This window comes from Namhaeicola litoreus (genome assembly GCF_042679565.1).
GTDB classification, from domain to species: domain Bacteria; phylum Bacteroidota; class Bacteroidia; order Flavobacteriales; family Flavobacteriaceae; genus Namhaeicola; species Namhaeicola litoreus.
Genome location: NZ_JBHTMY010000003.1, coordinates 294,931 through 321,798, shown reverse-complemented (window position 1 = coordinate 321,798; position 26,868 = coordinate 294,931). Strand labels below are relative to the sequence as shown.

General features: G+C 35.4%; 20 protein-coding genes. 7 read left to right on the top strand and 13 right to left on the bottom strand.

Translation table 11 applies throughout. The annotated features are described in order from the left end of the window. Positions 1–57: 57 nt before the first annotated feature. Both ACFQ39_RS08735 and ACFQ39_RS08730 read left to right on the top strand, forming a co-directional pair. A complete protein-coding gene (locus ACFQ39_RS08735; RefSeq protein ID WP_377178118.1) occupies positions 58–831 on the top strand; it encodes an XRE family transcriptional regulator in 774 nt (257 codons plus the stop codon). Beyond that, on the top strand, positions 831–2,225 hold the full coding sequence (locus tag ACFQ39_RS08730) for an exonuclease domain-containing protein (RefSeq protein WP_377178116.1): 1,395 nt from the start codon (positions 831–833) through the stop codon (positions 2,223–2,225). The genes ACFQ39_RS08735 and ACFQ39_RS08730 overlap by 1 nt, the downstream gene beginning before the upstream one ends. On the opposite strand, the gene ACFQ39_RS08725 is transcribed toward ACFQ39_RS08730, so the two are convergent. From ACFQ39_RS08725 to ACFQ39_RS08710, 4 genes are all read right to left on the bottom strand, one after another. Further along, complete coding sequence (locus tag ACFQ39_RS08725) at positions 2,222–2,827, bottom strand: DUF502 domain-containing protein (protein WP_377178114.1); 606 nt, start codon at positions 2,825–2,827, stop codon at positions 2,222–2,224. The two genes, ACFQ39_RS08730 and ACFQ39_RS08725, sit on opposite strands and share 4 nt — an antisense overlap. A 10-nt stretch (positions 2,828–2,837) precedes the next feature. Beyond that, positions 2,838–4,976 (bottom strand): glycoside hydrolase family 3 C-terminal domain-containing protein, encoded by a 2,139-nt coding sequence (locus ACFQ39_RS08720; RefSeq protein WP_377178112.1) that lies wholly within the window; start codon positions 4,974–4,976, stop codon positions 2,838–2,840. Between the two features lie 246 nt (positions 4,977–5,222). Next, positions 5,223–6,887, bottom strand: a complete 1,665-nt coding sequence (locus tag ACFQ39_RS08715) for a RagB/SusD family nutrient uptake outer membrane protein (RefSeq protein ID WP_377178110.1) — start codon at positions 6,885–6,887, stop codon at positions 5,223–5,225. A 6-nt stretch (positions 6,888–6,893) separates the two neighbouring features. Then, the gene (locus tag ACFQ39_RS08710; RefSeq protein ID WP_377178108.1) at positions 6,894–9,965 is read right to left on the bottom strand and encodes a SusC/RagA family TonB-linked outer membrane protein; all 3,072 of its coding nucleotides are present in this window, start codon (positions 9,963–9,965) and stop codon (positions 6,894–6,896) included. A gap of 268 nt (positions 9,966–10,233) precedes the next feature. Between ACFQ39_RS08710 and ACFQ39_RS08705 the strand changes: the two genes are divergently transcribed. After that, entirely contained in the window at positions 10,234–11,118 is an 885-nt protein-coding gene (locus ACFQ39_RS08705) for an AraC family transcriptional regulator (protein ID WP_377178106.1), read from the top strand. 11 nt (positions 11,119–11,129) lie between these two features. Here ACFQ39_RS08705 and ACFQ39_RS08700 read toward each other — a convergent pair whose 3' ends face one another. The 6 genes from ACFQ39_RS08700 to ACFQ39_RS08675 all read right to left on the bottom strand — a co-directional run bounded on the left by ACFQ39_RS08700 (position 11,130) and on the right by ACFQ39_RS08675 (position 19,477). Continuing rightward, entirely contained in the window at positions 11,130–12,476 is a 1,347-nt protein-coding gene (locus ACFQ39_RS08700) for a GntP family permease (protein WP_377178104.1), read from the bottom strand. Next, a complete protein-coding gene (gndA, locus tag ACFQ39_RS08695) occupies positions 12,469–14,349 on the bottom strand; it encodes an NADP-dependent phosphogluconate dehydrogenase (protein WP_377178102.1) in 1,881 nt (626 codons plus the stop codon). The genes ACFQ39_RS08700 and gndA overlap by 8 nt, the downstream gene beginning before the upstream one ends. 3 nt (positions 14,350–14,352) lie before the next feature. Next, positions 14,353–16,596: a glycoside hydrolase family 3 N-terminal domain-containing protein gene (locus tag ACFQ39_RS08690; protein ID WP_377178100.1), complete on the bottom strand. Its 2,244-nt coding sequence runs from the start codon at positions 16,594–16,596 to the stop codon at positions 14,353–14,355. A 26-nt stretch (positions 16,597–16,622) separates the two neighbouring features. After that, positions 16,623–17,534, bottom strand: coding sequence for an SMP-30/gluconolactonase/LRE family protein (locus ACFQ39_RS08685; protein ID WP_377178098.1), 912 nt, complete (start codon positions 17,532–17,534; stop codon positions 16,623–16,625). A 220-nt stretch (positions 17,535–17,754) separates the two neighbouring features. Next, a complete protein-coding gene (locus ACFQ39_RS08680; RefSeq protein ID WP_377178096.1) occupies positions 17,755–18,537 on the bottom strand; it encodes a hypothetical protein in 783 nt (260 codons plus the stop codon). 58 nt (positions 18,538–18,595) lie between these two features. Then, a complete protein-coding gene (locus ACFQ39_RS08675) occupies positions 18,596–19,477 on the bottom strand; it encodes a ChaN family lipoprotein (protein ID WP_377178094.1) in 882 nt (293 codons plus the stop codon). 115 nt (positions 19,478–19,592) lie between these two features. Here ACFQ39_RS08675 and ACFQ39_RS08670 point away from each other — a divergent pair, with 115 nt between their 5' ends. Beyond that, on the top strand, positions 19,593–20,069 hold the full coding sequence (locus ACFQ39_RS08670; protein ID WP_377178092.1) for a DUF4252 domain-containing protein: 477 nt from the start codon (positions 19,593–19,595) through the stop codon (positions 20,067–20,069). Positions 20,070–20,086: 17 nt separating this feature from the next. After that, a complete protein-coding gene (locus ACFQ39_RS08665) occupies positions 20,087–20,839 on the top strand; it encodes a DUF481 domain-containing protein (protein WP_377178090.1) in 753 nt (250 codons plus the stop codon). A gap of 248 nt (positions 20,840–21,087) precedes the next feature. Here ACFQ39_RS08665 and pafA read toward each other — a convergent pair whose 3' ends face one another. Next, a complete protein-coding gene (pafA, locus tag ACFQ39_RS08660; RefSeq protein ID WP_377178088.1) occupies positions 21,088–22,704 on the bottom strand; it encodes an alkaline phosphatase PafA in 1,617 nt (538 codons plus the stop codon). Positions 22,705–22,815: 111 nt separating this feature from the next. On the opposite strand from pafA, the gene ACFQ39_RS08655 reads away from it, so the two are divergent. Both ACFQ39_RS08655 and ACFQ39_RS08650 read left to right on the top strand, forming a co-directional pair. After that, positions 22,816–23,556: an MlaE family ABC transporter permease gene (locus ACFQ39_RS08655; protein WP_377178086.1), complete on the top strand. Its 741-nt coding sequence runs from the start codon at positions 22,816–22,818 to the stop codon at positions 23,554–23,556. Next, positions 23,556–24,320, top strand: a complete 765-nt coding sequence (locus tag ACFQ39_RS08650) for an ABC transporter ATP-binding protein (protein ID WP_377178084.1) — start codon at positions 23,556–23,558, stop codon at positions 24,318–24,320. Before ACFQ39_RS08655 ends, ACFQ39_RS08650 begins: the two co-directional genes overlap by 1 nt. On the opposite strand, the gene ACFQ39_RS08645 is transcribed toward ACFQ39_RS08650, so the two are convergent. Both ACFQ39_RS08645 and ACFQ39_RS08640 read right to left on the bottom strand, forming a co-directional pair. Then, entirely contained in the window at positions 24,317–25,753 is a 1,437-nt protein-coding gene (locus tag ACFQ39_RS08645; RefSeq protein WP_377178082.1) for a DUF389 domain-containing protein, read from the bottom strand. The two genes, ACFQ39_RS08650 and ACFQ39_RS08645, sit on opposite strands and share 4 nt — an antisense overlap. A 47-nt stretch (positions 25,754–25,800) precedes the next feature. Next, on the bottom strand, positions 25,801–26,862 hold the full coding sequence (locus ACFQ39_RS08640; RefSeq protein ID WP_377178080.1) for a mannose-1-phosphate guanylyltransferase: 1,062 nt from the start codon (positions 26,860–26,862) through the stop codon (positions 25,801–25,803). Positions 26,863–26,868 lie beyond the last annotated feature (6 nt).

Here is a 26,868-nt window from a genome sequence, read left to right as displayed (position 1 = left end):
ATTTTTTTGCTAAATTAGCTCAAAATATTAGCAGATATTGCTCAAGATTTTAGCATTATGAATTATTTAGCACATAACATCAAACACATAAGGTCTTTAAAAGGGCTTACGCAAGAGCAGTTTGCCGAAGACCTGCATGTATCTCGTTCAAGAATAAGCTCTTACGAAGAAAACAGAGCTATTCCTCCGGTAGATTTTTTGGTAGATTTATCAAACTACTTTAAATTACCTATCGATATTCTCGTCAAAAAAGATTTATCGAAAGCCACGAATAGTTCTTTTATAGAAGTGGGAAATCGAAGGGTTTTATTTCCTATTACCGTAAATGGTGCTGATGAAGACCTGATCGAGGTGATTCCTATAGAAGCTTCGGCTGGTTATTTAAGAGGTTATGATGACCCTGAATACATCGAGCACCTCAACAAAATAAAATTGCCTTTTTTACCCACCGGAAAACACAGGGCTTTTCCTATCAAAGGAGATTCTATGCTCCCGGTAAAAAGTGGCTCTTATATCGTGGCGCGATTTGTGGAGGATATCAGAGATATAAAAAACGGTAAAACCTATATTGTACTTACTTTAAATGATGGTATTGTTTACAAAAGGGTGTATGATAAAATCAAAGAGCACCAAATGTTGCTGCTAGCCTCAGATAATAAAAAATACGATCCATATTATGTACCTGTAGAAGACGTTTTGGAACTATGGGAATTTACCTGCTGTATCAACACGCAAGAATACGAAGAACACGAACTCAAGATCAGCAGTATTGCAGGTATGTTAAATGAGTTGGGGGTAGAGTTAAAATCACTAAAAAAGCTGATGAACTAGTGTATGCCGTTGTCGACATAGAAACCACAGGTTACGGTTCGAAAATAACCGAGATCTCGATTTTTTTACACGATGGGAAAAGGGTGATCGACGAGTTTACCACTTTGGTCAACCCGGAAGCCAACATCCCTCCTTTTATTACCAATCTCACAGGAATTAGCAATGCCATGGTGTACAATGCACCAAAATTCTATGAGATCGCCAAGAAAGTAGAAGAGATTACCAAAGATGCTATTTTTGTGGCGCACAGCGTCAATTTTGATTATAACATCATCCAAAAAGAATTCAAAGATCTTGGATTTGAATTTAAGCGAAAAAAACTTTGTACTGTTCGCTTATCGAGAAAATTAATTCCCGGATTAAAATCTTATAGCCTCGGTACTTTGTGCAGCTCACAAGGTATTTCCATTTCTGACAGGCACCGTGCCAGAGGTGATGCAGAAGCCACTGTCATCCTTTTTGAAAAGCTTCTTAAATTAGACGATCAAAACGTTTTTTTTACCTTTTTACATCCGAGGTCGAAACACGCCACATTACCTCCTCTTTTACCCAAAAGTGCTTTGGATAAATTACCTGAAACCTCGGGAGTTTATTATTTCAAAAATGAAAAAAAAGAAGTGATCTATGTGGGAAAAGCAAAAAATATCAAACAACGTGTGCTCAGTCATTTTTACGACAAGGCTAAAAAAGAAGTGAACATGTGCCTAGAAACGGCAGATGTCTCTTTTACAGAAACTGGCAGCGAGCTTATTGCACTCTTATTGGAATCTGCAGAGATCAAAAAGATCTATCCTAAATTCAATCGGGCACAAAGACGTGCGCAAGAAAGTTTGGCACTATTTAGTTATGAAGACAGAAATGGCATTATACACCTGGCTTACAACAGGTTAAAATTTGTCAACAAACCTTTGGTAAAATTTCACAATACCACAGAAGCTAGATCATTTCTGGAAAAGCTCTGCGAAAAATATGCGCTTTGCCCAAAGTATTGTCATTTACAGAGTAATGTAACCCACTGCTTTCATTATCAAATCAAAAAATGTAATGGAATTTGCAGAAATGAGGAAAGTATAGCGTTATATAATTCTAGGGTAGAACAAGCCATATTGGATCTGCAATTTGACAGCAAAAATTTTGTCATCAAAGAAAAGGGGAGAAAAAAGAAAGAATTTGCTTTTGTTCTTGTTTTAAACGGAATCTATAAAGGCTTTGGTTATGCTTCTCAAAAACAATCTTTTGAAACAGTACAAGATTATTATGATATCATCATCAATCAAAAAGACAACCGCGATACCAAAAGAATTTTAAATGCTTACCTCGAAAAAAACAACGAAAACGTAGAAGTAATTAACAACAATTTTATTTTAAAAAATGAACCTTTATTACTGTTTTAAGTATTTGCCTTCTCTTCTTTTATTTTGTTTATTTCATCCCAACCTGTTACGCCACCTGAAACAATAAATTTCATAACCTCAGCAGGATTCACATCTAGTTTTTTGACTTGATCTCTAGGAACAATAAATAACTCACCCGAAAAATTATAGGAATGCGGAAAGTACACCGCCACTTTATCTAATTCTCCCAGTCTTGATAAATCTTTTGCTGTTAAAAACCCCAATTTTTCCAAATTGGAAACAGGATTTACAAGTACCAATACCGGCTTATTAAATTTCTTTTCCTTTCCTACAAAGGCAGAAAAAAGATCGTTCAAAGAGGTGTAAATCAGCTTCAGTATAGGAGCCCTATCCATAATTTTATTAAAAAACTTCTGAAAGGGTCTGGCAATAATGGTTTGCCCGATGATTCCAACCAAGATCAAAGTAATAAAAATGATCAGAATTCCCAAACCCGGAAAATCAATTCCCCAGATCTCTTTAATTCGATCCTTGAGTAGACCGTCAGCAAAAGAAAAGACCAGATAAATGATATAAATTGTTCCTCCAATGGGGGCCAAGTATAGTAATCCTTGTAAAAAATAATTGATAAGTTTTTTCATCTTTAAAAAACTATTTAACTGTTACTTCGGCTGCTAAAACTTTAGCAGCTCCTAATATTGCACTGCGGTGGTCGGGTTGAGAACCTCCCACAAACAATTTGAATTTCCCTTTTTCCAAAACTTTTTCACCTTTATCATTGACCAATTTGAGCATTTCCGGACTAACGACAAAAGTAACCTCTTTTTTTTCTCCAGACTTTAAATAAACTCTTTGAAAATCTTTTAAACTATGATTAGGGACAACGACGGAGGCATCCAAATCTTTTATATACAATTGTACAACTTCTTCCGCATCCTGATCTCCTTTATTTTGCACCGTAAAACTAACATTAACCGACTCTTCCTTTTTGATTGTTTTTTTATCTAATTGTAAATTTTCATATACAAAAGGAACATAACTCAAACCAAAACCAAAGGGAAACAAAGGTTCTTTTGTGAGATAACGATAGGTTCTATTGGTTAAACTATAATCTTCATAAGGTGGCAAATCCGTTGTTCTCTGAGGCACTGTTACCGGTAATCTTCCCGAAGGAACCACATCGCCAAATAAGACATCTGCTACGGCATTCCCACCCTGTTCACCAGGGTACCAAACATAGACCAAAGCATCAGCTAAATCGTACACCTCAGGCATAGAAATAGCACTTCCTCCAGTAACAACCACAACCAGTTTCTTCGAAGTTTTCCGCATTTTTTTAAGAAACTCTATTTGATTCTGTGGCAAACCAATATCATCTCTATCTCCTTTGAATCTCGAAGCAATAGACTCTCCTTCCTCGCCCTCTATAAGCTGAGAAATCCCTACACAAGCAATCGTGACATCTGTTCCATTGGCCTCGCCAGAAAACCAATCCATCGGATTTCTATTGTCCTCATCTAACAAAGCACCTTGACTATAGGTTACCGAGGTTCCTGAACTCACTTTACCAACAATACCTTCCAAAATTGTTTTTAAATCTTCGCTTACCCCGTAATAATTCGCCAATAAAGCTTGTGCATGTGTAGCCGTTGGTCCAACCACGTAAACCGCATTTATATCTTTTGAAATAGGAAGTACATCCATTTCATTTTTAAGGAGTACTATACTTTTTGCTGCGGCTTCTCTCGCTAAAGCCAAATGATTTGGATGACGGATGACATTACTGCTTATTGTATCAAAAGGATTTTTTCCGACAGGGTCAAACAAACCAAGTTTAAATCGGGTTGGCAACAATTCTTTTAAATTTTTATGAATTTCCTTTTCAGTCGTCAGACCTTGCTCGAGTGATTTAATAAGTTCCGGATAAGTTGATCCGCAATTCAAATTGCAACCGGCATTGAGTGCCATGGCGGCAGCTTCGGCCGCAGTACCCACCACTTTATGACCTGCATAAAAATCTACAATCGCCCAACAATCAGAAACAAAATATCCTTTAAAACCCCATTGTTTGCGCAATACTTCGCCCATTAAATAAGGATGTGCGCTACACGGATAACCGTTCACTCTGTTATACGCCCCCATAATTCCCTCTACATTCCCTTCTTTTACCATTGCTTCAAAGGCCGGCAAATAGGTTTCCCAAAGATCCTTTTGACTTACTTTTGCATCGAACTCATGTCTTAAACCTTCAGGACCGTTATGCACAGCATAATGTTTTGCCATTCCTGCCGCCTTCAGATATGTAGGATGATTTCCTTGTAATCCTTTTACATAAGCAACGCCTATTTTGGCCGTTAGCAAAGGATCTTCGCCATAAGTTTCTTGACCTCTTCCCCAACGTGGATCTCTAAAAATATTTACATTCGGACTCCAAAAAGTTAAGCCTTGATACTGACCACGCATCCCTTTTTTGGAAAACTCATTAAACTTTGCACGCGCTTCTGTAGAAATTGCATCTCCAATCTCTTCAATTAATTTTGTGTCGAAAGTGGCAGCCAAACCTATGGCCTGAGGAAAAACCGTTGCCCTTCCTGCTCTGGCAACTCCGTGTAAACTCTCGTTCCACCAGTTGTATTCCGGAACACCCAATCTTTCGATAGCCGGAGTGTTATAAGACAATTGACCAATTTTTTCTTCTATCGTCATCTGATCAATGAGATCATCAACTCTTTCACTAACAGATAAACTTGGATCTAAAAATTTGAAATTATCATTTTTTTGAGCTTTCATTTGGAAGGATAGTAAACATAAAATTAGGAAGGTGAAAGATTTTTTCATCATGAGAAAGTTAATATTAAGAAAGGGTTAATTTACGAAAGAATGATCATTTTTATTGTTGAGCATGAGAAAAAGATGAAGTAAAATTGCGTCTATAGAAAGTGATCTTTTTTGTCTTAGGAAAATGAAATTTATAGGCAAAAAAAAAGCAGAGCAATAAAATTGCCCTGCTTTTCACATTAACTTCTATAATTATGACTAGTAACCAGGATTTTGTTGAAGTGTACCTACACTTCCATCAATTGCATTTAATGGAATTGGGCACAAATCGTGTTTAGGCTGGTAATCTGCCATTGTAAATGAGGTGATCGCTCTTTTTTCGTTTACCTTATAAGTATTCATTACTTGAGCTGCAACTCCCCATCTTCTCAAGTCAAATAATCTATGACCCTCAGTCGCTAATTCTAAACGACGCTCAAATCTTACCGCTTTGATCGCATAATCTTGACTTGGAAATGATGGATATGGTTCAACCTTGTAGTTCGCAGCTGGAGAATTACCTCCAACTGGAGTCATATTCTTCGCTCTGTTTCTCACTTGGTTCACCCAATCCAATGCTTCTGTTAATTTTCCTGTTTCTGCAGCAGCTTCAGCAGCCATTAACAAGACATCAGAATATCTCATAAAATGGTAATTGATTCCTGAACGTTGCTCACCCCAACCACCTGTACCGCGGTTAGCATCATCACCAACCCAGTAAAAGTTCTTTTTCGTTAAGTATGGTCCTGAAATGTCACCAAATTCTGCACGAATCCAATCTTTACCAGGCATTACTCCCCAACCGTTAAAATCAATTCCTCTTCTACCGATGGTGTAGTCGATCCTAGGATCTAACAATCCAGTTTCTGGCGTAAAAGGCTGTGCAGATGTAATACCGTAGTCATTCTTTATGTCACTTTTGTTATAATCATCTAACAAGGGTAATCCATTTGCATCTACTTTGTACGCATTGGCTAAATCTTGTGTTGGTTGACCAAATCCACAACATGACCCAATAGGACCACCTGAAGGGAAATTCAAAGTCGAACCTCTGTTTCCATTGAACGATAATCCTGCATCAGCCACAAATTGAATAGCAAATACTGATTCTGCACTATTCTCTCCAGAAGCTCTGAAGCTATCTACAAATTCTTCATTTAAACTCCATTTACCAATCAATGTTACCAAAATATCATAGGCCGCTTGGAACTCACTTTGGTATAAATGAGCTTTGGCTAAAAATGCCTGAGCTGTCTTTTTACTTGGCTTACCAACTAAGCTTTGGCTATCTGGCAAATTATCAGCAGCATAGGATAAATCTGCTTCAATTTGATCCCAAATTGGCCCGGAATTAGGCTGATTAAATTCAAATGACGCAAAGTTCTCTTCTGAAATATAAGGTACATTACCCCAAATTTTCTGAAGTTCAAAATTGAACAAACCTCTTAAAAATCTGGCTTCTGCAAGCTGTGCAGAAAAATCACCTTCAGTTACCAAAGAAATTTGGTTGATGACAGCATTCGCTCTGTTTGTAGCTGCATATAAAGATCTCCATTTCTGAGAGATATATGGATTAGCGGTTTGCCAATCGTAGGTTTCTAATAGAAACAAATCTGCCTGGTCACTATTGGTAGATCCTTTGTGCATGTCATCAGCCATCACATCAAACCACCAGTTGTCTCCGGTCTTTTCCCAATCAGCACCGCCTGTATCGGTCATTCCGTCTAATCCTGAATAAGCACCAACAAGTAATAACTCAATTCCCTGCGCATTCTTTAAGGATTCATCACTTAACGAACCAAATGCTGTTTGCTCCGTAAATTCGTCGCTGCAAGACCATATGGTAGCGAGCAACGCCATTAAATATACTATCTTACTTTTCATTTCTAATTAAAATTTAATATTAAATCCTATCGTATAAATTTGTGAGAATGGATAGTTTTGCCAATCCACTCCTAATGTCAAATTACCACCTCGCACTACTTCAGGGTCTATACCAGTATAATCGGTAATCGTAAAAATATTTGTTCCCTGAACATATACCCTAAATGAATCCATTCCCATTTTCTTTACTGCATTATCAGGAATAGTATATCCTACTTGTAAATTCTTTAAACGGAAAAAAGAACCGTCCTCTACAAAGAATGAGTTAGGATTCGTTTCTGAATTCTGGATTGTTGCACTTAATGCAGGAATCTTTGTGTCAGTATTGGTTGGTGTCCAAGAGTTTAACAATCTTGTAGACCTGTTACCGTTCACAAATGTTGGGAAATCAGTATAAATCCTGTTATAGTTATATATTTCATTTCCTTCAGATCCTGTAAAGAATGCAGATACATCAAATCCTGCAAAGCCTACTCTTGCATTGATACCATAAGTAAAATCAGGAAGAGGACTTCCAATATAGGTACGGTCATTGTCATCAATGGTTCCATTTCCATCAACATCTTTGTATACAAATCTACCATTGTCATCTAGACCTTCTACAACTCTACCGTAGAATTCTGATAAAGACCTTCCTTCTTCAGTTCTTGTAATGGCACCACCTCTAAATCCGCCGTCTCCAGAATAAAATGGGGATGCCAGATCAACTACTTCATTTTTATATTTAGAAAGATTAAAATCTAATCCATATGAAAAACCAGAGTCTGTCACATCAGAAAAACCTAATGCAAAATCTATACCAGTATTTTTAAATTCTCCAATATTAACAAATGGTGCCCCTGCATCAGGACCCGTTGATGGAATAATGGTAAAATCTTGTGCAATAAGATCAGAAGTCACAATGGTATACCACTCTATAGAAGCGTATAACTTATCTTGGAAAAAGCCCAATTCCGCTCCTATGTTGGTAGTTTTAGACGTTTCCCATTTCAAATCTGGGTTACCAATAGAGTTGATCTTAGCACCAGTTGAAATAGCAGATCCATTTAAGGCGTAATTTGCAAATTGTTCTGATAACACAGACTCATTGATTGTTGGATTTCCACCAACTTCCTGGTTACCTAATTCACCATAAGAAGCTTTAAATTTTAATCTGCTCATAAAGAAATCAGTTGGCCAAAAATCTTCTGCACTTACCAACCATCCTGCACTAAAGCTCGGAAACCAATCCGTCTTATTATCGCCTCTAAATTTTGAGGAAGTATCTTGTCTTAACGTAGCTGTTAAGAAATATTTACTTGCATAACTATAATTCACAGAACCAAAAACAGAGTATAAAGAACTTTCATATTCGTAAGCATACTCTACGTTTGGTGCACCTGAACCATTTGAAAGATTGTAAAAATCTGGTGTTTCAAATAAATAACCTGTTCTAGTGATTCTTTTACCTGAACCTGTATTTTTTACAGATTCGATACCTAATAATGCATTTACATTGTGATTACCAAATGTTTTCGCATAATTCAAAGTATTTGTCCATGTCCAGTCAAAGCTATATTGATCAGTTACACCCAAAGTATTTGTTGCTAATGGCTCAGAATGCTCAGGATCTAAAGCTTGAAAGTTCCTGGCATCAAACTGATTTGTTGATATACCAAAACTTGTTTTAGCAGTTAAACCATCAATAATTTCATAAGCGGCGTACACATCACCAAATACGCGTAGCGATTTATTGAAATCATGTCTACCTCTGTATAATTGAGCATAACCACTTCTGGTATTCCCTAAACCATCAGCATCACCACCAAAGGTTCCAGCCAAATTTCCGTCATTATCAAAAACCGGTACAACAGGAGACATTCTCAAAGCGTTTTCAAAAGCTTCTGCGTTTCCAGAGGTACCATCAGACCAGGCGATATTTAAGTGCTCTCCAACGGTCAAACGTTCCTTGATTTTAAATTCAGAATTTAAACGAGTGGTATATCTTTCGAAACCAGTATATTTCAAAATACCGTCTCTGTTCAAATAACCCACAGACATAAAGTATTTTCCTGAATCATTTCCACCTTGTAATGAAAGGTTCACATTAGTTGTCGGTGCATTACGTGTTAATTCTTCAGCCCATTTTGTACCTCCTGGTATGACTGAAGCATCAACACCTCTTGTGTTATATACTGTATTGGATAATCTCCAATCAGCTGGCGTATAGACATAATCGTTAGGTCTTTGATCAACGTACTGTGGGTGATATAATCTAGTCCCATCATTGATCAAAGTTTGCAATAGCATGTCTTTGTGTTGCTCGTGATTCATTAAATCAGGCAAATTGGTAGGTGTTGAGAATCCAGAATAAACATCTAGAGATAAAGTAGCTTTTTGTTGCGCATAACTACCACTTTTTGTTGTAACGATAATAACACCGTTTGCAGCTCTTGCACCATAGATAGAAGCTGCACCATCTTTTAATACGTTCATCTGAGCAATATCACCCGGATCGATACTGTTCAAAATATTCGGGTCAGTTGTCTGAACCCCGTCGATAATGTAAAGTGGATCTGTACTGTTATAAGTACCAAAACCACGAATTGTAATTTTTGGCGCTGCACCAGGCGCTCCACTAGTTACTACATTTACACCGGTAACCCTACCCTGCAATGCCTCAGCTGCGTTCGCAACCGGAACTTTCAAAGCTTCATCCAGGTCTACTGAAGATACGGAACCCGTAATGTCTCCTCTCGTTTGACTGGTGTAACCTACTACGACTACTTCTTCCAATTGGTTAGCGTCTTCTGACAAGGTTGCATTGATCACCGATTGACCATTGACATTAATGTCTAAAGTTGCATAACCCACAAAACTAAATTCTAGAACTGCATTTGAATCAACACCTTCTAAGGCATAATTTCCATCAAAATCAGTTACAACCCCATTGGACGTTCCCTTCACGAGCACATTTGCTCCAGGTAACGGGCCATTTGCATCAGATACTTTTCCCGTTACACTTTGCGCTTGTATAAAACCGCAAAGCATAAAAGCTCCAAGAAAAATTAATTTCCTAATTAAATAATTGTTTTTCATAAAATAATTCATAATTAAAAGTTAATTGAGTTAGTTAATAAACTCCAATCTGAAAGGCCTAATTGAATCTGTTCTATAGGTGGTGCAACTAAATAAGAAACGGGTGATTTGGGACTTTTACAGATTGTTTTTTAAAAACGTATTTTAAAATTCCCAAGTAACAACAGTTACCAAGAATTTCTATATTTACAAATCTATTCGACTTGTTAAACAAATGTTAATAGTATATTGTCATTTTCTGATACTTTTTTAGAAACGCCAAAATCTTATGATGCAGAACAAATATCACAGAGAAATAACCCAACTAACCCCCGAGGATTGTTTTATTATTTTTGATCGTGTAAAAGACAAATTTGATTTTCCAATCCATTTTCACCCGGATTATGAACTGAATTTTATTCATAATGGAAAAGGCGTGCGAAGAATAGTGGGCGATCATATTAGTGAAATAGATGATTTCGAACTTGTTTTTTTAGGTAAAAACTTGGTACATTGTTGGGAAATACATAATTGTAAAAACACCGAAATAAGAGAAATATGTATTCACCTGCAAAGCAATTTGTTAGATGATAATTTATTAAACAGAGAAGTCTTTAAACCGATAAAAGACATGTTTAATCGGTCTAAAAATGGCATCCTTTTTTCAAAAGAAACAACCAAAGCTATCATGCCGAGATTAATTAATTTATCCAAATCAAGTGGGATAGATAATTTTTTAAATTTCATTTCGATATTATATGATCTGGCTGTTTCAAGAGAACAAAGAATACTTTCCACCTCCTTGCCGGAGAAAGATGATTATGAAAATAGCTCAAGAATTAAGATTGTTCATGATTATATACAGAACCACTATGATAAAAAAATCTCTTTAGATGAAATCTCCAATCTTGTGAATATGACTCCTGTTTCTTTTAATCGTTTTATAAAAAAAAGAACCGGACGAACATTTATCACCTATGTAAATGATATTAGAATAAGTATGGCGGCGAGACTTCTATTGGAGTCTGAATTTACCATAGGAGAAATTAGCTATAAATGCGGATTTAACAATATTGCCAATTTCAATAGAATCTTTAAGCAGACCAAAAAGATTACGCCCAGTGAATACAGGAACGAATTTAACAAAGTACATCAGGGAAAGAAAATATTATAAATTACACTAAACTAACTAAAAAGTGCAGAGATGAGACTAACCGTGATAAAGCCCACAAGAGATAGAATTGTGGTCATGACAGTCCAGCTTTTAAAAGTTTCTTTTTCATTAAGACCGAGGTATTTACTCACCAACCAAAACCCACTATCATTTACATGGGAAAGAATAGATGCACCACTGGCAATCGCAATAACCAATAACGCCTTATCAATTTCTGTCACATCACTTAGCAATAAAGGAGAGGTAATACCTGCCGAAGTAATCATGGCTACTGTGGCAGATCCTTGCATAATCCTGATCAGTGCAGCTGCAATAAAGGCGAATAATAAGACACTAATACCCGCAGAGGCAAAATAGTTTGCAATCATTTCTCCGGTACCTGTATTTACCAACATTTCTTTAAACACTCCTCCCGCACCCGTTAAGAGAATTATTACGCCCGCCGGGCCCATAGATTTTGTGGTAATATCAAATAACTTCTCTCTGCTAAATCCACGTCGAATACCAAGAAAATACCAAGCCATTAGGTTGGCAATAATGAGTGCTGTAAAGGGATGTCCGATCATCTTAATCCATGTCCTTGCTGTTTCTGATAAAAAATCTCCAGGAATTAAAGGGCTAGAAAGCAAGGTGTTTAATACAATTAAATTAATGGGAATTGCTATAATCGAAAGAACCAAACCTACTCCCGGAAAATTTCCATTCACCAATACATCTTCCTTCACCTCCGGGGCATTTACAAAAATCTTACTTGCAATATATTTTCCAAAAACAGGTCCACTAAGTATCGCTGTTGGCACACCCACAATAAATCCAAATAGAATAACCCAACCTAAATCTGCTTTTAAGATATCTGCAACAGCAACAGGGCCTGGCGTTGGCGGAATAAATGCGTGGGTGATTGCCAAACCGGCTAATAAGGGGATAGCATACAGTAACAAAGATTTACCCGACTTTCTTTGAAGCGAGTAAATAATAGGTATGAGAATAATAAAGGCAACATCAAAAAATACTGGTATGGCAACAAAAAAACCAGTGATCATTAGGGCCCAGGAAGCATTCTTTTCTCCGAATTTATCAAGCATGTATTTTCCTAGTGCTTCTGCACCACCTGAATGCTCTAAAATGGCGCCAAACATAGAGCCAAGACCTACAACCACCGCTACAAAACCCAAGGTATTACCCATCCCTGTTTGTATGGTTTGAATAATTTTCATGGGTTCCATTCCGGCAATCAGACCTACCACTATACTGGCAATCAACAAAGAAATAAAAGCCTGGATGCGCACAAAAAGAATAAGAATCAATAAGAGACCTACTCCAACAAAAACAGCTAACAACAATTGGTAATCAATCATCTACACCCCAATTTGAATGAAAATATTGATTTTCAGGTTGATCAATTCTTTGGAATGTATGAGCGCCAAAATAATCTCTTTGGGCCTGAATCATATTAGCTGTAGATTGTTGGGTTGTCATGGAGATCCAATAATCAAAAGCCGTACTAAATGAATTCAAAGAAATCCTTTTTTCCAAAGCAAAATGTAAAACTTCTTTTGTCGAAGATTCTAAAGAACTCAGTAAATCAATGATTTCTTCAAGATCAAATAAGTTCTTCTCTCTTTTAAAATAATCAACACATTCTTCCATTAATGCTGATTTGATGATACATCCATTTGTCCATATTCTGGATATTTCCGACAAATTTAGTTGCCATTTTTTATCTTCAGAGTATGCTTTTATCAAGGCAAAACCTTGCTGATGATTGATCCATTTTACAAATAAGTATGCGTTTTTTAGTTTGTCGATGTTCGGTAATTCCGTTGTTATAGAAACGGCTATTTTTTGTGATAAGTTCGATCGTTCACTTTTAAAAGATGAGATATATCTTGCAAACAAAGCCGAAGTCATCACTGTTGTAGGTTGACCCAATTCTAGCGCCGCAATACTCGACCAACAACCCGTTCCTTTGTTTCCCGCCTGATCCAAAACTAGATCCAACAAATAGTCTTTACCCTCCTTCTTTTTCAATATTTTAGCACTGATATCTAACAAATAACTAGACAATTCTCCCTTTTGCCAATCTTCAAAAACCTCGGAAATTTCATCATTGGTCATTGTGGTTCTTAACAGACCATAAATCTCTGATAAAAATTGCATCTCAGCATACTCCATACCATTATGAATCATTTTTACAAAATGACCAGATCCATCCGGACCCATATAAGTACAACAAGGGTTATTGGATTTGTCTTTGGCAGATATCGCTTCTAAAACCTCTGCAATTTTAGCATATCCTTCTTTTGAACCTCCGGGCATTATAGAAGGGCCTTTTCTCGCTCCTTCTTCACCGCCTGAAATTCCTGAACCAACAAAGTGAATACCTTTACTCGATAAAAATTGATATCGCTTTAAGGTATCGGAAAAATGAGAATTACCACCATCTATCAAAACATCTCCCTCATTTAAATGTGGTAATAACTGTTCGATTACATCGTCTAAGGCCTTACCCGCCTTAATCATAATTAATATTTTCCTGGGCGTTTCCAAAGAATCTACAAAACCATTTATTTTAGTAAATCCGCTAATTCTTTTGTTTTTATTCTTAACTAAAAACTCTTCTACGATTTTCTCTTCTCCCTCGACAGCACGATTATACACAGAAAGTGAAAAGTTATTGTCTGCGATATTTAGGGCAAGGCTTTGACCCATGACTCCTAAACCGATGATTCCAAAAAAAGATTTCTCGCTTAGATTTAACTTATTCATAATTTTTTTGACGATTGATGCAGGTTCTTCCTTAATGTCTATATGGATACCATAATCAGGGATTTCCAATGTGTCAAATTGACTTTTTAACAGATCGGATTTCATATAATGTCCAGCTCTATTTTCTAACCTGCTCTTGATCAAATCAAAATCACCATTTAAATAAACCCAGTGAATATTCTTGATTGTCTGATTAAAAACTTTTCTGTACATCTCTTTTAGCGCTGAGCAAGCCAATACCGCCCCTTTCTCCTTATCCCAACTTCTCATTTCCTCAGCAATCGATTCTAACCATGGCCGCCTGTCTTCATCCGTCAATGGAATCGCACTTTGCATTTTTTTAATATTCAATTCAGAATGAAAATCATCTGCATCAAAGTAAGGTAAACCTAATTTTGTCGCCAAATTTTTTCCAACGGTGGTTTTACCACAACCACTCACTCCCATTACTACAACAATCATATCTCAATCAATTAATTCGAAAGAAGCTTGTAGCCCTTCTGCTGAATTTTTACCAATCCACAGGTTGAATTTACCATTTTCCGAACGACGTATCCCCTCATTATTCACAAATTCTAAATCCTTTGCTCTAATGTTAAACTTTACTTCTACTTCTTTTCCTTTTGGTAAAAACACACGTTTAAAACCTTTTAACTCTTTTACAGGACGGGTTATGCTGCCGGTAATATCCTGAATGTAAAGTTGAACTACTTCCTCTCCATCTCTCTCACCCATATTCTTGACAGAAACAACTACCTCAATTTCATTTTCTCTTGTCAATTGTTCGCTAGAAACTTTCAGACTATCATAGGTAAAATAAGTATAACCCAAGCCAAATCCAAAAGGAAATCTCGGTGAAAAACCGGCATCTAAGTAATGTGATTGATTACCCAGTGAACTTTGCCAGGCTCCAACGGGAATGCTATCCATTCCAACAAATGATTTAGCATCAGCTGGTCTTCCTGTATTTTTATGGTTATAAAAAAGGGGTAATTGTCCACTAGTTTTTGGCCATGTCACAGGAAGTCTTCCTCCCGGCTCAGCTACTCCAAAAATCATTTTATAAAGGGCTGGACCCCCCATCGTACCGGGGTGCCAAACCATTAAAACTGCATCAACATGACTTATGATTTTTTCAATTGTTATTGGTCTGCCAGCCATGATTACTAAGATCAAGGGTTTTCCTGTTTCTTTCAATTCTTTTATCAATTTCTCCTGAGCCCCAGGCAAATTTATTTCAGCTCGACTGTGTGCTTCCCCCGAAAGTATGGCCTCTTCACCACCAATAAAAAGAATCACATCAGATTTTTTGGCAGCTTCGATTGCCTTTTTAAAGTCTAATTCGGATTTGTCTCGACTAAATTTAAGTGTTTCCTGAAAGTCTACATTAACTTTTTGGGATCTAAATTCCTGCAAAGGTGTTACTGATCTTTCGCCTTCACCATCAAAAGTCCAGGTTCCCAGCTGCTCTCTTCCTTTATTTGATAACGGACCGATTAGGGCAATCTTTGTTTCCTTTTTTAATGGCAACAAACCATTATTCTTTAACAATACGCTACTTTTTATAGCTGCCTTTTCGGCCTCATCAAGATGTTCCGGACTATAAAAGTTATTCCTTTTAGAAATGTTATTATAGGGATCATCAAAAAGTCCTAATCTGAATTTGACCCTTAGGATATTTCTGACCAAATCATCTAGCTGTGATTCTGAAATCTTTTGTTCCTCTAACAAGTTTTTAATATGATCTTCATAGGATGTACTTGTCATTTCCATATCAAGTCCGGCGTTAACACCAAGTTCTGCCGCATGTTTTTGATCTTCTGCATAGCCATGATTGATCATTTCTGTGACAGAGTTCCAATCACTCACCACTAAACCATCAAATTTTAATTGATCGCGTAAAATATTTTTTAAAATAAATTTATTTCCAGAAGCGGGCACACCATTCAATTCGTTAAAAGAAGTCATAACGGTCTGAGCTCCAGCTTTTATCCCAGCTTCAAAAGGAGGAATATAAAGATTTTGCAATGTCGCATTATCTATTATTGCTGTATTGTAATCTCTACCGCCGATGGCGGCACCATAACCGATAAAATGCTTAAGACTTACGGCTAAACTCGATGGATCTGACAGATCAGTTCCTTGAAATCCTTTTACGTAAGCCTCGGCTAGTATACTGGCCAAATAAGGATCTTCTCCCGGTGATTCTGCAATTCTACCCCATCGGGTATCTTGTGCAATATCTAGCATAGGGGCAAACGTCCAACGTATACCAATTGATGAGGCTTCTATGGCTGCAATTCTGGCACTTTGTTCCACTATTTCAGCATCCCAAGAAGCTGCAAGCCCAAGAGGTATCGGAAAAATAGTTTTAAAACCGTGAATGACATCTCGAGAAAACAGCAAGGGGATGTTATGAGGACTTTCTTCTATGGCAATTTTTTGCAATTCATCGATAAACTCAGGTCTCATGACATTTAACATAGCCCCAACTCTGCCTTCTCTGACAGCTTGTTTAAGTGATTCAGGTAGAGCTCCTTTGACTCTGCTGGAAGTACCTCGCAAGGATGTTTGCCCAATTTTCTCTTCAAGGCTTAACTTAGCCAACAATGCTTCTATTTCTCTTTCAAAATTGTTCTGACTATAAACAACGGATAGTTGAAAAAAACCGAATAAAACAAGTAGTAGGTTTAATTTTTTAATGTTCATTTATTGATTTAATGCAAGATTAATTTTTATTCACCTTTTTTAAAAAATGTGCTTTTTACCCCCTTAACACCAGGTTTGGCTACAAATAATGAACCCGCCAATGGAAATTTCTTCTTTTCCGTTTCGGTCATATCTATACTTGCAGAGGTAATATAAAGCATCTCTAAATTCTCTCCGCCAAAAGCACATGAGGTAACATTATGAGCAGGAACTTCTATTCTGTCGATAACCTTGCCAGAAATTGGATCAAAACAAAGTACAGCATTTCCATTCCACATACCCACCCATAAGTGATCATTTTCATCAATTGCCATACCATCCGGAAATCCTAATTTTTCATCAACTTCCACCGCAACTCTTTCGTTGGATATGGTTTGTGCCTCCACATCGAAATCGTAAGCCATTATTTTTTTAGTCGGGGTATCTATGTAGTACATCGTTTTTTTATCGCTCGACCAGACAATGCCATTGGATATTGTTACATTCTCCAACATTGTTGTAGCATTTCCCTGACTGTCTATTTTGTACAGTTTAGCCTTTCCTTTCTCTTGGTTAAGGTGCATAGAGCCAACCCATAAATTACCGGCAGGATCACATTTCCCATCATTAAAACGGTTGTCAGTTAAGGTGGATTCTATATCTGAAAATCTAAAAATATGATTATTAGACAAATCAACCTCGTAAATTCCGTCTTCAAGGGCAACTACAACCTTATTCTTTTCTATGGGTACAACCGTTCCTATTCTGGATGGCATTTCTATAAAATTATCTTTACTTGTTTTAGGATTGAAATAATGCAGCTGTTTCCCTTCAATATCTACCCAAAAAAATATTTGGTTTTGATAATCCCAAAAAGCTCCCTCACCCAGTTGTGCTTGAGTCTGATAAAGTAATTCTGCCTTTTTTACCTCGGTGCTTCGGTTATTTGCTGTTTTCAAATTTATAAATGAGAATAATGCTAGAACAATAATTAAATAAACTATCCGCAAAACATTTGTTTTGAAGTAACTTTTCATATGAATAATCTCCAGTTAGGTTTAGAGGCTTTAAAATTAAAAGTAAATGACAGGACTGTTTGATATAAAATTGTCAAAAAATAATTGAATAAATATTTTCTATTAATACTTTTCAATCAAGACAATTTGCAAATTGAAATATTTACCTCTTAACTATACCTATATAATCTAAGGCAAGTTTTTTATTTCCAAAACTTTTAAAATAGTATTCTGGAAAGAAAACATACTCACCATAATTTAAATCGTAGTTTGGCAATGTAATATGATAAGCATTATTCTTAGGATCTTTTTTGTCTTCATAAACCAATTCAATCGTTAGCAACTCATTTGATCCATTTCCCTTTGTTGTCCATTCGAATTGGTTATTCTTAATTTCTGCTTTAACCACCGCATCATAGGTTCCAATCTCTCCTGTATTGTTATAATAATATTGACCCTCTATGGGGTTTTTTCCAAAATTTGCATAAAGCATTAAAAGGTTTGGTTTTTCTTGTATTTGATTCTCACCAAATATTTTGATGTAATTTACCTCGAAACCGTCCTTTTCTAATTCTGCAATATTATTAGTAAAAAACTTCTCATTATCCAGTATAAAAAAATTCTCAGGTTGCTGTACATCAATTTCTAATGTAAATGAATCTACCCCACTCCCGTTTTTTACCTTTTGAGTCACTGAATAAGTTGTAGCCTCCAAAAATTGAATGGCCTTATACTTATCAACAAAAACAAAATCACCTCCTTCTACTTCATAAGAAATATCGGAAGCCTCTTGGGATTTATTGATTATCTCTACCTCTATCCATTGATGAACAACCTCTGAACCAAATTTAAATGCAGCCTTTGGCTCATTTTGGCTATCGGAAGAACAACTGATGTAGCAAAGAATGACACTAACTAAAAATGCCTTTTTTAAACTTTTGAGCATCTAGGATTTTTTGTAAAAATATAAAAAATGTTGATAAGCTACTGTTTATCAACAAACTTTATCTTTTCGATCTAGGCATATTGTCTGGAACAACTACGTAATAATCTGCCCGTTCCCTTTTTTCGTTCTCATCCATTTTGTCCCAATCACTTTTATTGACCGTTGTAATTGACATGATGTCATAGCCCGGTTTAATCTTATTAATCCACCATATGATGCCCTGATCGTTATCAGAATGGTAAGATCCATTATAGTGTAAAAAAACGTGTTTTTTTTCGTAGCTATTAATTATAAAATGCGCCATTGTCGCATCTTTTGAGGCTTGTGAAATTTGAATGTTCAACATGTTAGGAGGAACATGGCCCCCCATTTGATCTTTCATCTCTGCATATGCTTTCACGGTGGGATCGAAATATTTTTTAAGCTCAGGACCAATCATTCTTTTTGCTTCAGGACTAAGTTGGTCTAACGCCTCGATACCTCCTTTATAGATCATAGAAGCATATCTACGTGGAATATTCGTAGCGATAAAAGGAATTTTATTTTCTTTCGCGAATTGAACTAAGGCCCTATAATCGGTTTCATAATTTGACCATAACTGTGTGACCTCTGGCATCATTTTATCTTCTTCGTAAAAGCCTGATAAGTATTCGTTTAAAACTAATTGATTACCATTTTCGAACATTTCTGCTCCCAATATGAGTTTCCCTTTCGTTTTTTCGAACAAGCCCTGTGTTACCTCTAATTCCAACCAATGTGAAATAGGATTATCGTGGTGTTCTCCAAAAAAGACCATATCCGATTTAGCCAGTTCTTTAAGCATCTCATTGTACTCCGTCTGCTTGCCTTTAAAATCAAAAATTTGATATGCTGGATTTTGTTGTGCCATTAAAGGAATGAATAGGGCCAAATTAAGAAATGTTAAAACAATATTTTTCATCAATAAAATGTATTTTGTGTTATGTGTTTTGCAAATTAAGCAATATTTATTCAGTTAAATAGGACCGGAATTTTACCAAAGTTGCTAAATTTGTTTTTCAACCAACATAAAACCGATGAAAAATATCTATCTAGTTCTAGTTTCTATCATTTTATTTGTCAACTGTTCATCTTATCAATCTATTGAAAGTTTTTACGACAATCATAAAAATGATCCGAACGCTTCATCTTTTCAATTACCTACCTTTTTGAAAAATGCTGTAAAAAATGTTTCTCCAGAACTCAGTGAAATTGTAGGGGATGTGGATGATTTCCGATCTATCTCATTTAAGGATTGCAGTGTAGGTCAGGATCAACAGATTACACAAGAGTTAAACTCGATTACTAAAAACTATAAAGATGTTGTCAGAAAAAATGAGAATGGAAAGAATATATCAGTATCTGTGAAGGAAAAAGGAAATGTAATTAAAGAAGTTATTCTTCACAGCCATAAAGAAAATGATCATTATGTGATGTATTTAAAAGGGAATTTTGACACCGAAAAAATCAATCGCTTAGCTGAAACTGAAGACTTTGAATCTTTAGGTAGATAAATGATTGAACATACAGAATGAAGAAATTAATACTTTCCTTGCTAACAATTTTTAGCGCACCTCTTTTTTCACAAGTTATTGACATAGAACACATGCGATTAGACACAGAAAACCAAGGTTTTGCAGGTTCTATTGGTCTCAATTTGAAAATGACAAAAAACACCAAGAACATTTTTGCATTTGGAAGTACGGCTTATATTCAATTTAGAAAAAACGATCACCTCATTTTTTTTATTAATAATCTCGCTTATCAGAAAGTAGATGATTCTGAAAATATTAATAATGGTACAAACCATTTTAGATACAACTATTACTGGAAACCAAAAATTATTCTTGAAGCGTTTTTTCAATCGCAATACAATTCTATCGCTTTAATTGATCAAAGACAGCTAACAGGGGCTGGACCCAGATTTGTATTGAAAGAGGAAGATAAATTCAAGTCGTATTTAGGTACCATCATCATGTTTGAGCATGAAAAAATAAAAGATGTTCAGCCTATTTATAACGATGATTGGAGATTTAGTTTTTACTTAGCTTTGAGATATTTACCCACAGATAATATTGCTTTGGCCAGCACAACATTTTATCAACCCAGAATTGATGCTTTTTCAGATTATCGAATTTATAGCCATAATTCTGCTACGATAAAAATTTTTGAAAAATTGAATTTTGTAATTACCTATATTCTAGATTATGATATAGCACCTGCAATTGGTATTCCTAATACTCAATATCAATTACTCAATGGGATAAGTTATTCCTTTGATTAAAGTATATGGTCAATTTTTACGTTAAACTCCTATAAATCAATTATCCCCTTTTCAGTTTTCATTTAGTTTAAAAAATGAATGAAAAAAAAACCGTTATTTTCTGTTTTTTCAACAATATAAAAAAGCTATTGTCGTTTTATAATCTCAGAAGTTTTTATTTAATAAAACTTGGGAAAATTGTTATTGTTAAAGAAGAAAAACTCTCCTTTGGGAGAGTTTTTTGATTTAACAATATTTTTATAAATTTTTTACTTCAAGGCTTCTTCTATAACATCGCCCTCGTTTCCATTTGGATAAGAGATTTTCAGTAAATTCGATATAGTGGGCGCGATATCAACAATAGGAATGAACCTCCTGCTTTTTCCTTTTTTAATTCCCTTACCATAAAACAAAATAGGTACGTGCGTATCATACGTAAATCCTGAACCATGCGTCGTACCTTTCCTTGCATGCGAAATTGTTGCAGGTTTAGGAATCAACATGACATCACCCGATAATTTCTGATTACACCCATTCTTTAGAAATTGCATTAATCTGTCTTGGTAAAGATTATTTTGAAGATTTTTTGCATCGACAACTCTTAAAACCCAATTAAATTCAATTACAAAATCAGCTAAAATTTGACTCACTTCATTTTGATCTAATTTCAGTCGCTTCAATTCCTCTTTATTAAGAAATATTTGAAAATTACTAAAATCCTCAATCAAATGATCTGAACCGAACCTTGTCTTACAAAAATCTTCAACCTCTTTTTTAAACTCTGCCGAATTAATATATCCACTCGGGATTTTTAAAGAACTGAGGTAAGCTGGAACTTGTACGGCAGCGTGATCTGCTGTTAAGAATAACGTATAATTATCACCTATTTGCTTATCTAAAAATCTTAAAAAATCTCCTAATTCTTTATCTAACCTGATATATGTATCCTCTACCTCTTTGGAATCTACTCCAAATTGATGGCCAATATAATCAGGACTAGAAAAACTGATCGCTAAAAAGTCGGTTACATTATTTTTTCCCAACTTTTCACTTTCTATCGCAGCCTTTGCAAAATCAATCAAAATAGAATTTCCAAAAGGTGTTGCTTTGATCATATTGTTTCCACCATTAGCCTCTTGCAAAGATCTAAGATCATAGGGAAAAACAGGCTTTTCTTGGCCATTATATGGTTGCTCAAACTCATTATCATCTGCAATGCTTTCAGTGTATTGTTTGATTGGATAAAGTGTTTCCCATTTTCCTTTTAAATATTTTTGCGCAAAATCCTTTTTATTAAAAGATTCAACCCATTTAGGTAACTCACTCATATAATAAGTACTGGTAATGAATTTATTTTCGAACCAATAAGCAGCATTTGCCATATGACCTCCAGGTAGAATAGCCGACCTGTCTTTTAAACTGATTGAAATAACTTTTCCGCCTTTCATTTGCGTCAACTGCAATTCATCTGTTACCGTAGTAGTTAATAATCTGACAGGAGATTTATTACCTCCTGAGTCCCCTCCAACAGTTGTGTAATTTTCATCGTCTACACAATAAATTGATTTTTTAGCCGATTTATCATACCAATTGTTGCCGATAATTCCGTTTACGCTTGGTGTACTCCCTGTATAAATGGCACTATGACCGACGGCTGTATAGGTAGGAATGTAGTTAAAATGTGCATTCTCACAATTAAAACCATCATTCATCAAACGTTTAAATCCATCATCACCAAATTTATCATAATATCTTGTGAGATAGTCATACCGCATTTGGTCAACAACAATCCCTACTACTAATTTTGGTCGTTGGTCTACGAGACTAACTTGACCAAAAGACATTGTAGCACAAAACAAGAGCAAGCCAATAATAACATTCTTCATTTTACATTAAATTTTCTGCAAATATACCTAGACAAATTTTTATTATTTTAAAAAATGAGATACTTCTTTATGCCTGCTCTTTTTTTAATATTTTAGCTGTTTAAATCAGCAATGAATTATCTACACAACATAGGAAAATATTTTATTATGCTTGGCCAGGTTTTTAAGAGACCTCAAAAAGCATCTATTTTTAGAGAAAACCTATTTAGAGAAATTGAAGAGCTTGGATTAAAATCATTAGGAATAGTCGCTTTTATTTCTTTTTTTGTAGGTGGAGTTGTGGCAATACAAACAGGATTAAATGTAGATAACCCCTGGATTCCAAAGTATTTAATTGGCTTTGCCACAAAAAGGTCGATAATTCTTGAATTTGCTCCTACATTTATGTCGATAATTTTGGCCGGAAAAGTAGGCTCTTACATCACCTCAAGCATCGGAACAATGCGCGTAACTGAACAAATTGACGCCTTAGAAGTTATGGGAGTAAATACGCTAAACCATTTAGTTTTACCCAAAATTATTGCGGCTGTTAGTTTTTATCCTTTTTTGGTGGTTTTAGCGATGATACTTGGAATTTTTGGTGGATATGTTTCAGGTTTAGTAACAGGTCTGTTCTCTGTAAGCGATTATGTAGAGGGAATTCGGTTAGATTTTAAGCCTTATTTAATTCGGTATGCGTTAACAAAAACCATGTTTTTTGCCTTTATTATCGCTACAATACCCTCCTATTTTGGCTACTATGTAAAAGGTGGATCTATTGAAGTGGGAAAAGCAAGTACACAGGCAGTAGTTTGGACCAGTGTGGTCATTATTGTTTTTAATTATTTCTTAACTCAAATGTTGCTTGGCTAATGATAGAAGTAAAAAATTTATTCAAATCATTTGATGATAACCATGTTTTAAAAGGCATAAGTGCTACTTTTAATCAAGGTGAAACAAGTCTTATTATTGGTGCAAGTGGCTCGGGAAAAACAGTTTTTTTAAAGTGTTTATTAGGTCTTTTTGAACCGGACCAGGGAGACATCTCTTACGATGGAAGGTCTTATATTGAAATGGATATTAGTAAGAAAAGAGAATTGAGAAAGGAAATGGGGATGGTTTTTCAAAGTGGAGCGTTATTTGACTCTGAAACAATTGAAGACAATATTATGTTTCCTCTAAAAATGTTTACAGATCAAAGCAAAGAGGAGATGTTAGAACGAGTTAATTTCGTGCTAAAAAGAGTGAACCTAGAAAATGTAAATAAAAAATATCCGGCAGAATTATCCGGAGGCATGCAAAAAAGAGTCGCCATTGCCAGAGCTATTGTTATGAATCCAAAATACTTATTTTGCGATGAACCCAATTCAGGCTTAGACCCTAGAACTGCCATTATTATAGACAACTTAATTAAGGAAATTACTGATGAATATCAAATGATTACAGTAATAAATACCCACGACATGAACTCTGTGATGGAAATTGGTGAAAAAATCATCTTCTTGAAAGATGGCTTAAAAGTTTGGGAAGGTTCGGATCAAACTATCTTTAAAACTGATAATAAAGCCGTAACCAATTTTGTTTATTCTTCAAATTTATTTAAAAAAGTACGTGAAGTCTATATGAAGGAGAATTAATCCATTCTTCTAACCTCAACAGATTTCAATCTCAATCTAGATTCCATCCAAGCCTTTATTCTTTGGTCATATTCATCCTTTTGCTTTTTACTGAGCTTATCATCCCAGTTCACATAGAAAATATTAAGGGTATCTGTTTTTTCGAAATTAGTTTTTAATTCTCGGGCAAATCCAATTTCTTCCAAATTTTCGTAATTGATTTTGATTTCAGAAACTACCTGATCAAATAAGATTTCATTATCATAATACTTTCGCAGATCAGCTTCCAACTCCCTAATTCTCCTGTCTTTTTCATATAGACTTTCATCTTTTGTAGACAATATTTTCGTCGTATTGATATACAAATTTTTAATTTCATCTATATCATTTCTAATTCCTTTGTCTTCTTGATTTTGGTAAACCGATAATTTTGTATCAGACAAATTATATTGCTCCAGCATTTTGTTCCAACGTTCTATATCCGACTGCTGATACGTTTTTCCAAAAACATATAGCTTAATTTCTTTATTGGCATAATCAATATTGTCTTTGTCTTCGCCAATAATATTTACACCTTCAATTTTAAGTGTGTTGATAAAACTATTTGCTCTAGAATTGAACTGATTTTGCAAAAAAAGCTGATAAAATAAATAAATACTAAAGGAAAAAATAACAAAAGCCAAGATGGAAGCCATTTGAGAAATTCTCTTTTGCTTCGCTTGATTGATGTATTTAATCATTGGAAAATTCAAGTACTTTACTACAACAAATGTAGCCAATGCAATAAATATCGAATTGATCGTAAACAAAAACATAGCTCCTCCAAAATAATTGAATTGCCTGGTACCGAGACCAAATCCAGCCGTACATAAGGGAGGCATCAGAGCAGTTGCAATAGCAACACCCGCAACCGTATTGAACAATGGTTTAGGTCTAGAAATAGCCACGATCAAGGCTAAACCACCTGCGACTGCAATAAGTACATCGCGAACATCTGGTTTCGTTCTTGCCAAAAGTTCGGGAGTTGCATCTTGAAAAATAGGTATGCTAAAAAACAAAAATGAAGTAATCAAACTCAAACCTACCATGATACCCAAATTGATAAGAGATTTGCGTAACATATTGATATCATTTACCGAAATTGAGAAACCTATTCCAAGAATGGGCCCCATCAACGGAGATATAAGCATCGCACCGATAACAACTGCAGTTGAGCTTACATTTAAACCAATAGAAGCTATGAGGATTGAAAAGATCAAAATCCAGGCGGTATGACCTTTCATTGAAATGCCTTCATTGATTCTCTCATGTGTAGCATCTAAATCAGTGTTGTGCTTTAAATCTAACACATCCAGGAAAAATAATCTTAAATTATTGAATATACCCGTTAAATCAGATTTGATCCTTTCATCCTCCGATTTTACTTTTTTATCATCATCCTGAGCTTCTTGCATAGAGCATTTCTAAATATAAAAATTCAAAGTTATCAAAAAAACAATCACTATTTAGTTTGATTCACCTTAGCTGAAATTTCTTTTATATCCTGTTCATTTTCTTTTGGCAAGATAAGTAAAGTATTTTCAGTATCTACAATGATATAATTGTCTAGTCCTTTAACCACAACCTTTTTTCCTGATGCTGTGCTGATCATATTTTTAGCGGCATTCTCCGCATAAACCCTGGCATTTACAACAGCATTTTCCGATTGATCTTTTTCTAATTTGTCGTAAAGCGCTCCCCATGTACCCAAATCATTCCAGCCAAAATCTACGGGTAAAACAAAAACATTTTTTGCACTTTCCATGATGCCATAATCGATTGAGACATTCTCCGCCAAACCATAATTTTGTTCAATAAAGCTCTCTTCTTTTGAAGAATTATACAAAGAATTCCCTTTTTCAAAAAGTTTATACATTTTAGGTAAACTAACTTCGAACGCAGTCAAAACACTTTCTACACTCCAAACGAAAATCCCGGCATTCCACAAATAATCTCCTTGCTTAATAAATTCCTTCGCAGTTTCCAAATCTGGTTTTTCTGTAAAATTGATCACCTTTTTTATTTCATTTTTCGAATTTTCAAATCGAATATAGCCATAACCAGTATTCGGATTTGAAGGTTCAATTCCCAAAGTCATTAAGATATCATTCTCTTCACAGGCTTTAAAAGCTGTAATTACATTTGAAGCAAAGGTTTCTTCATTCTCTATATGATGATCTGATGGAGCTACAATCATCACTGCATCTTTGTTCAACGATTTAATTTTTAAGGCACTGTACAAAATGCAAGGAGCCGTATTCCTCATGGCTGGCTCAGCTAAGATTTGCCCATCTTTGATCTGAGGCAAATGTTCCTTTACCAAAGCTGTGTACATTTTATTTGTAGCGATCAAAATATTCTCTGCGGGAATAATTTTTGACAAACGATCAAAAGTTTGTTGGAGCAATGATCTACCAGTACCCAACATATCGTGAAATTGCTTTGGATTTTCTTTTGTACTAACAGGCCAAAATCTGGAACCGATTCCACCGGCCATTATTAAAGCATAATAATTTTTATTCATTGTGAA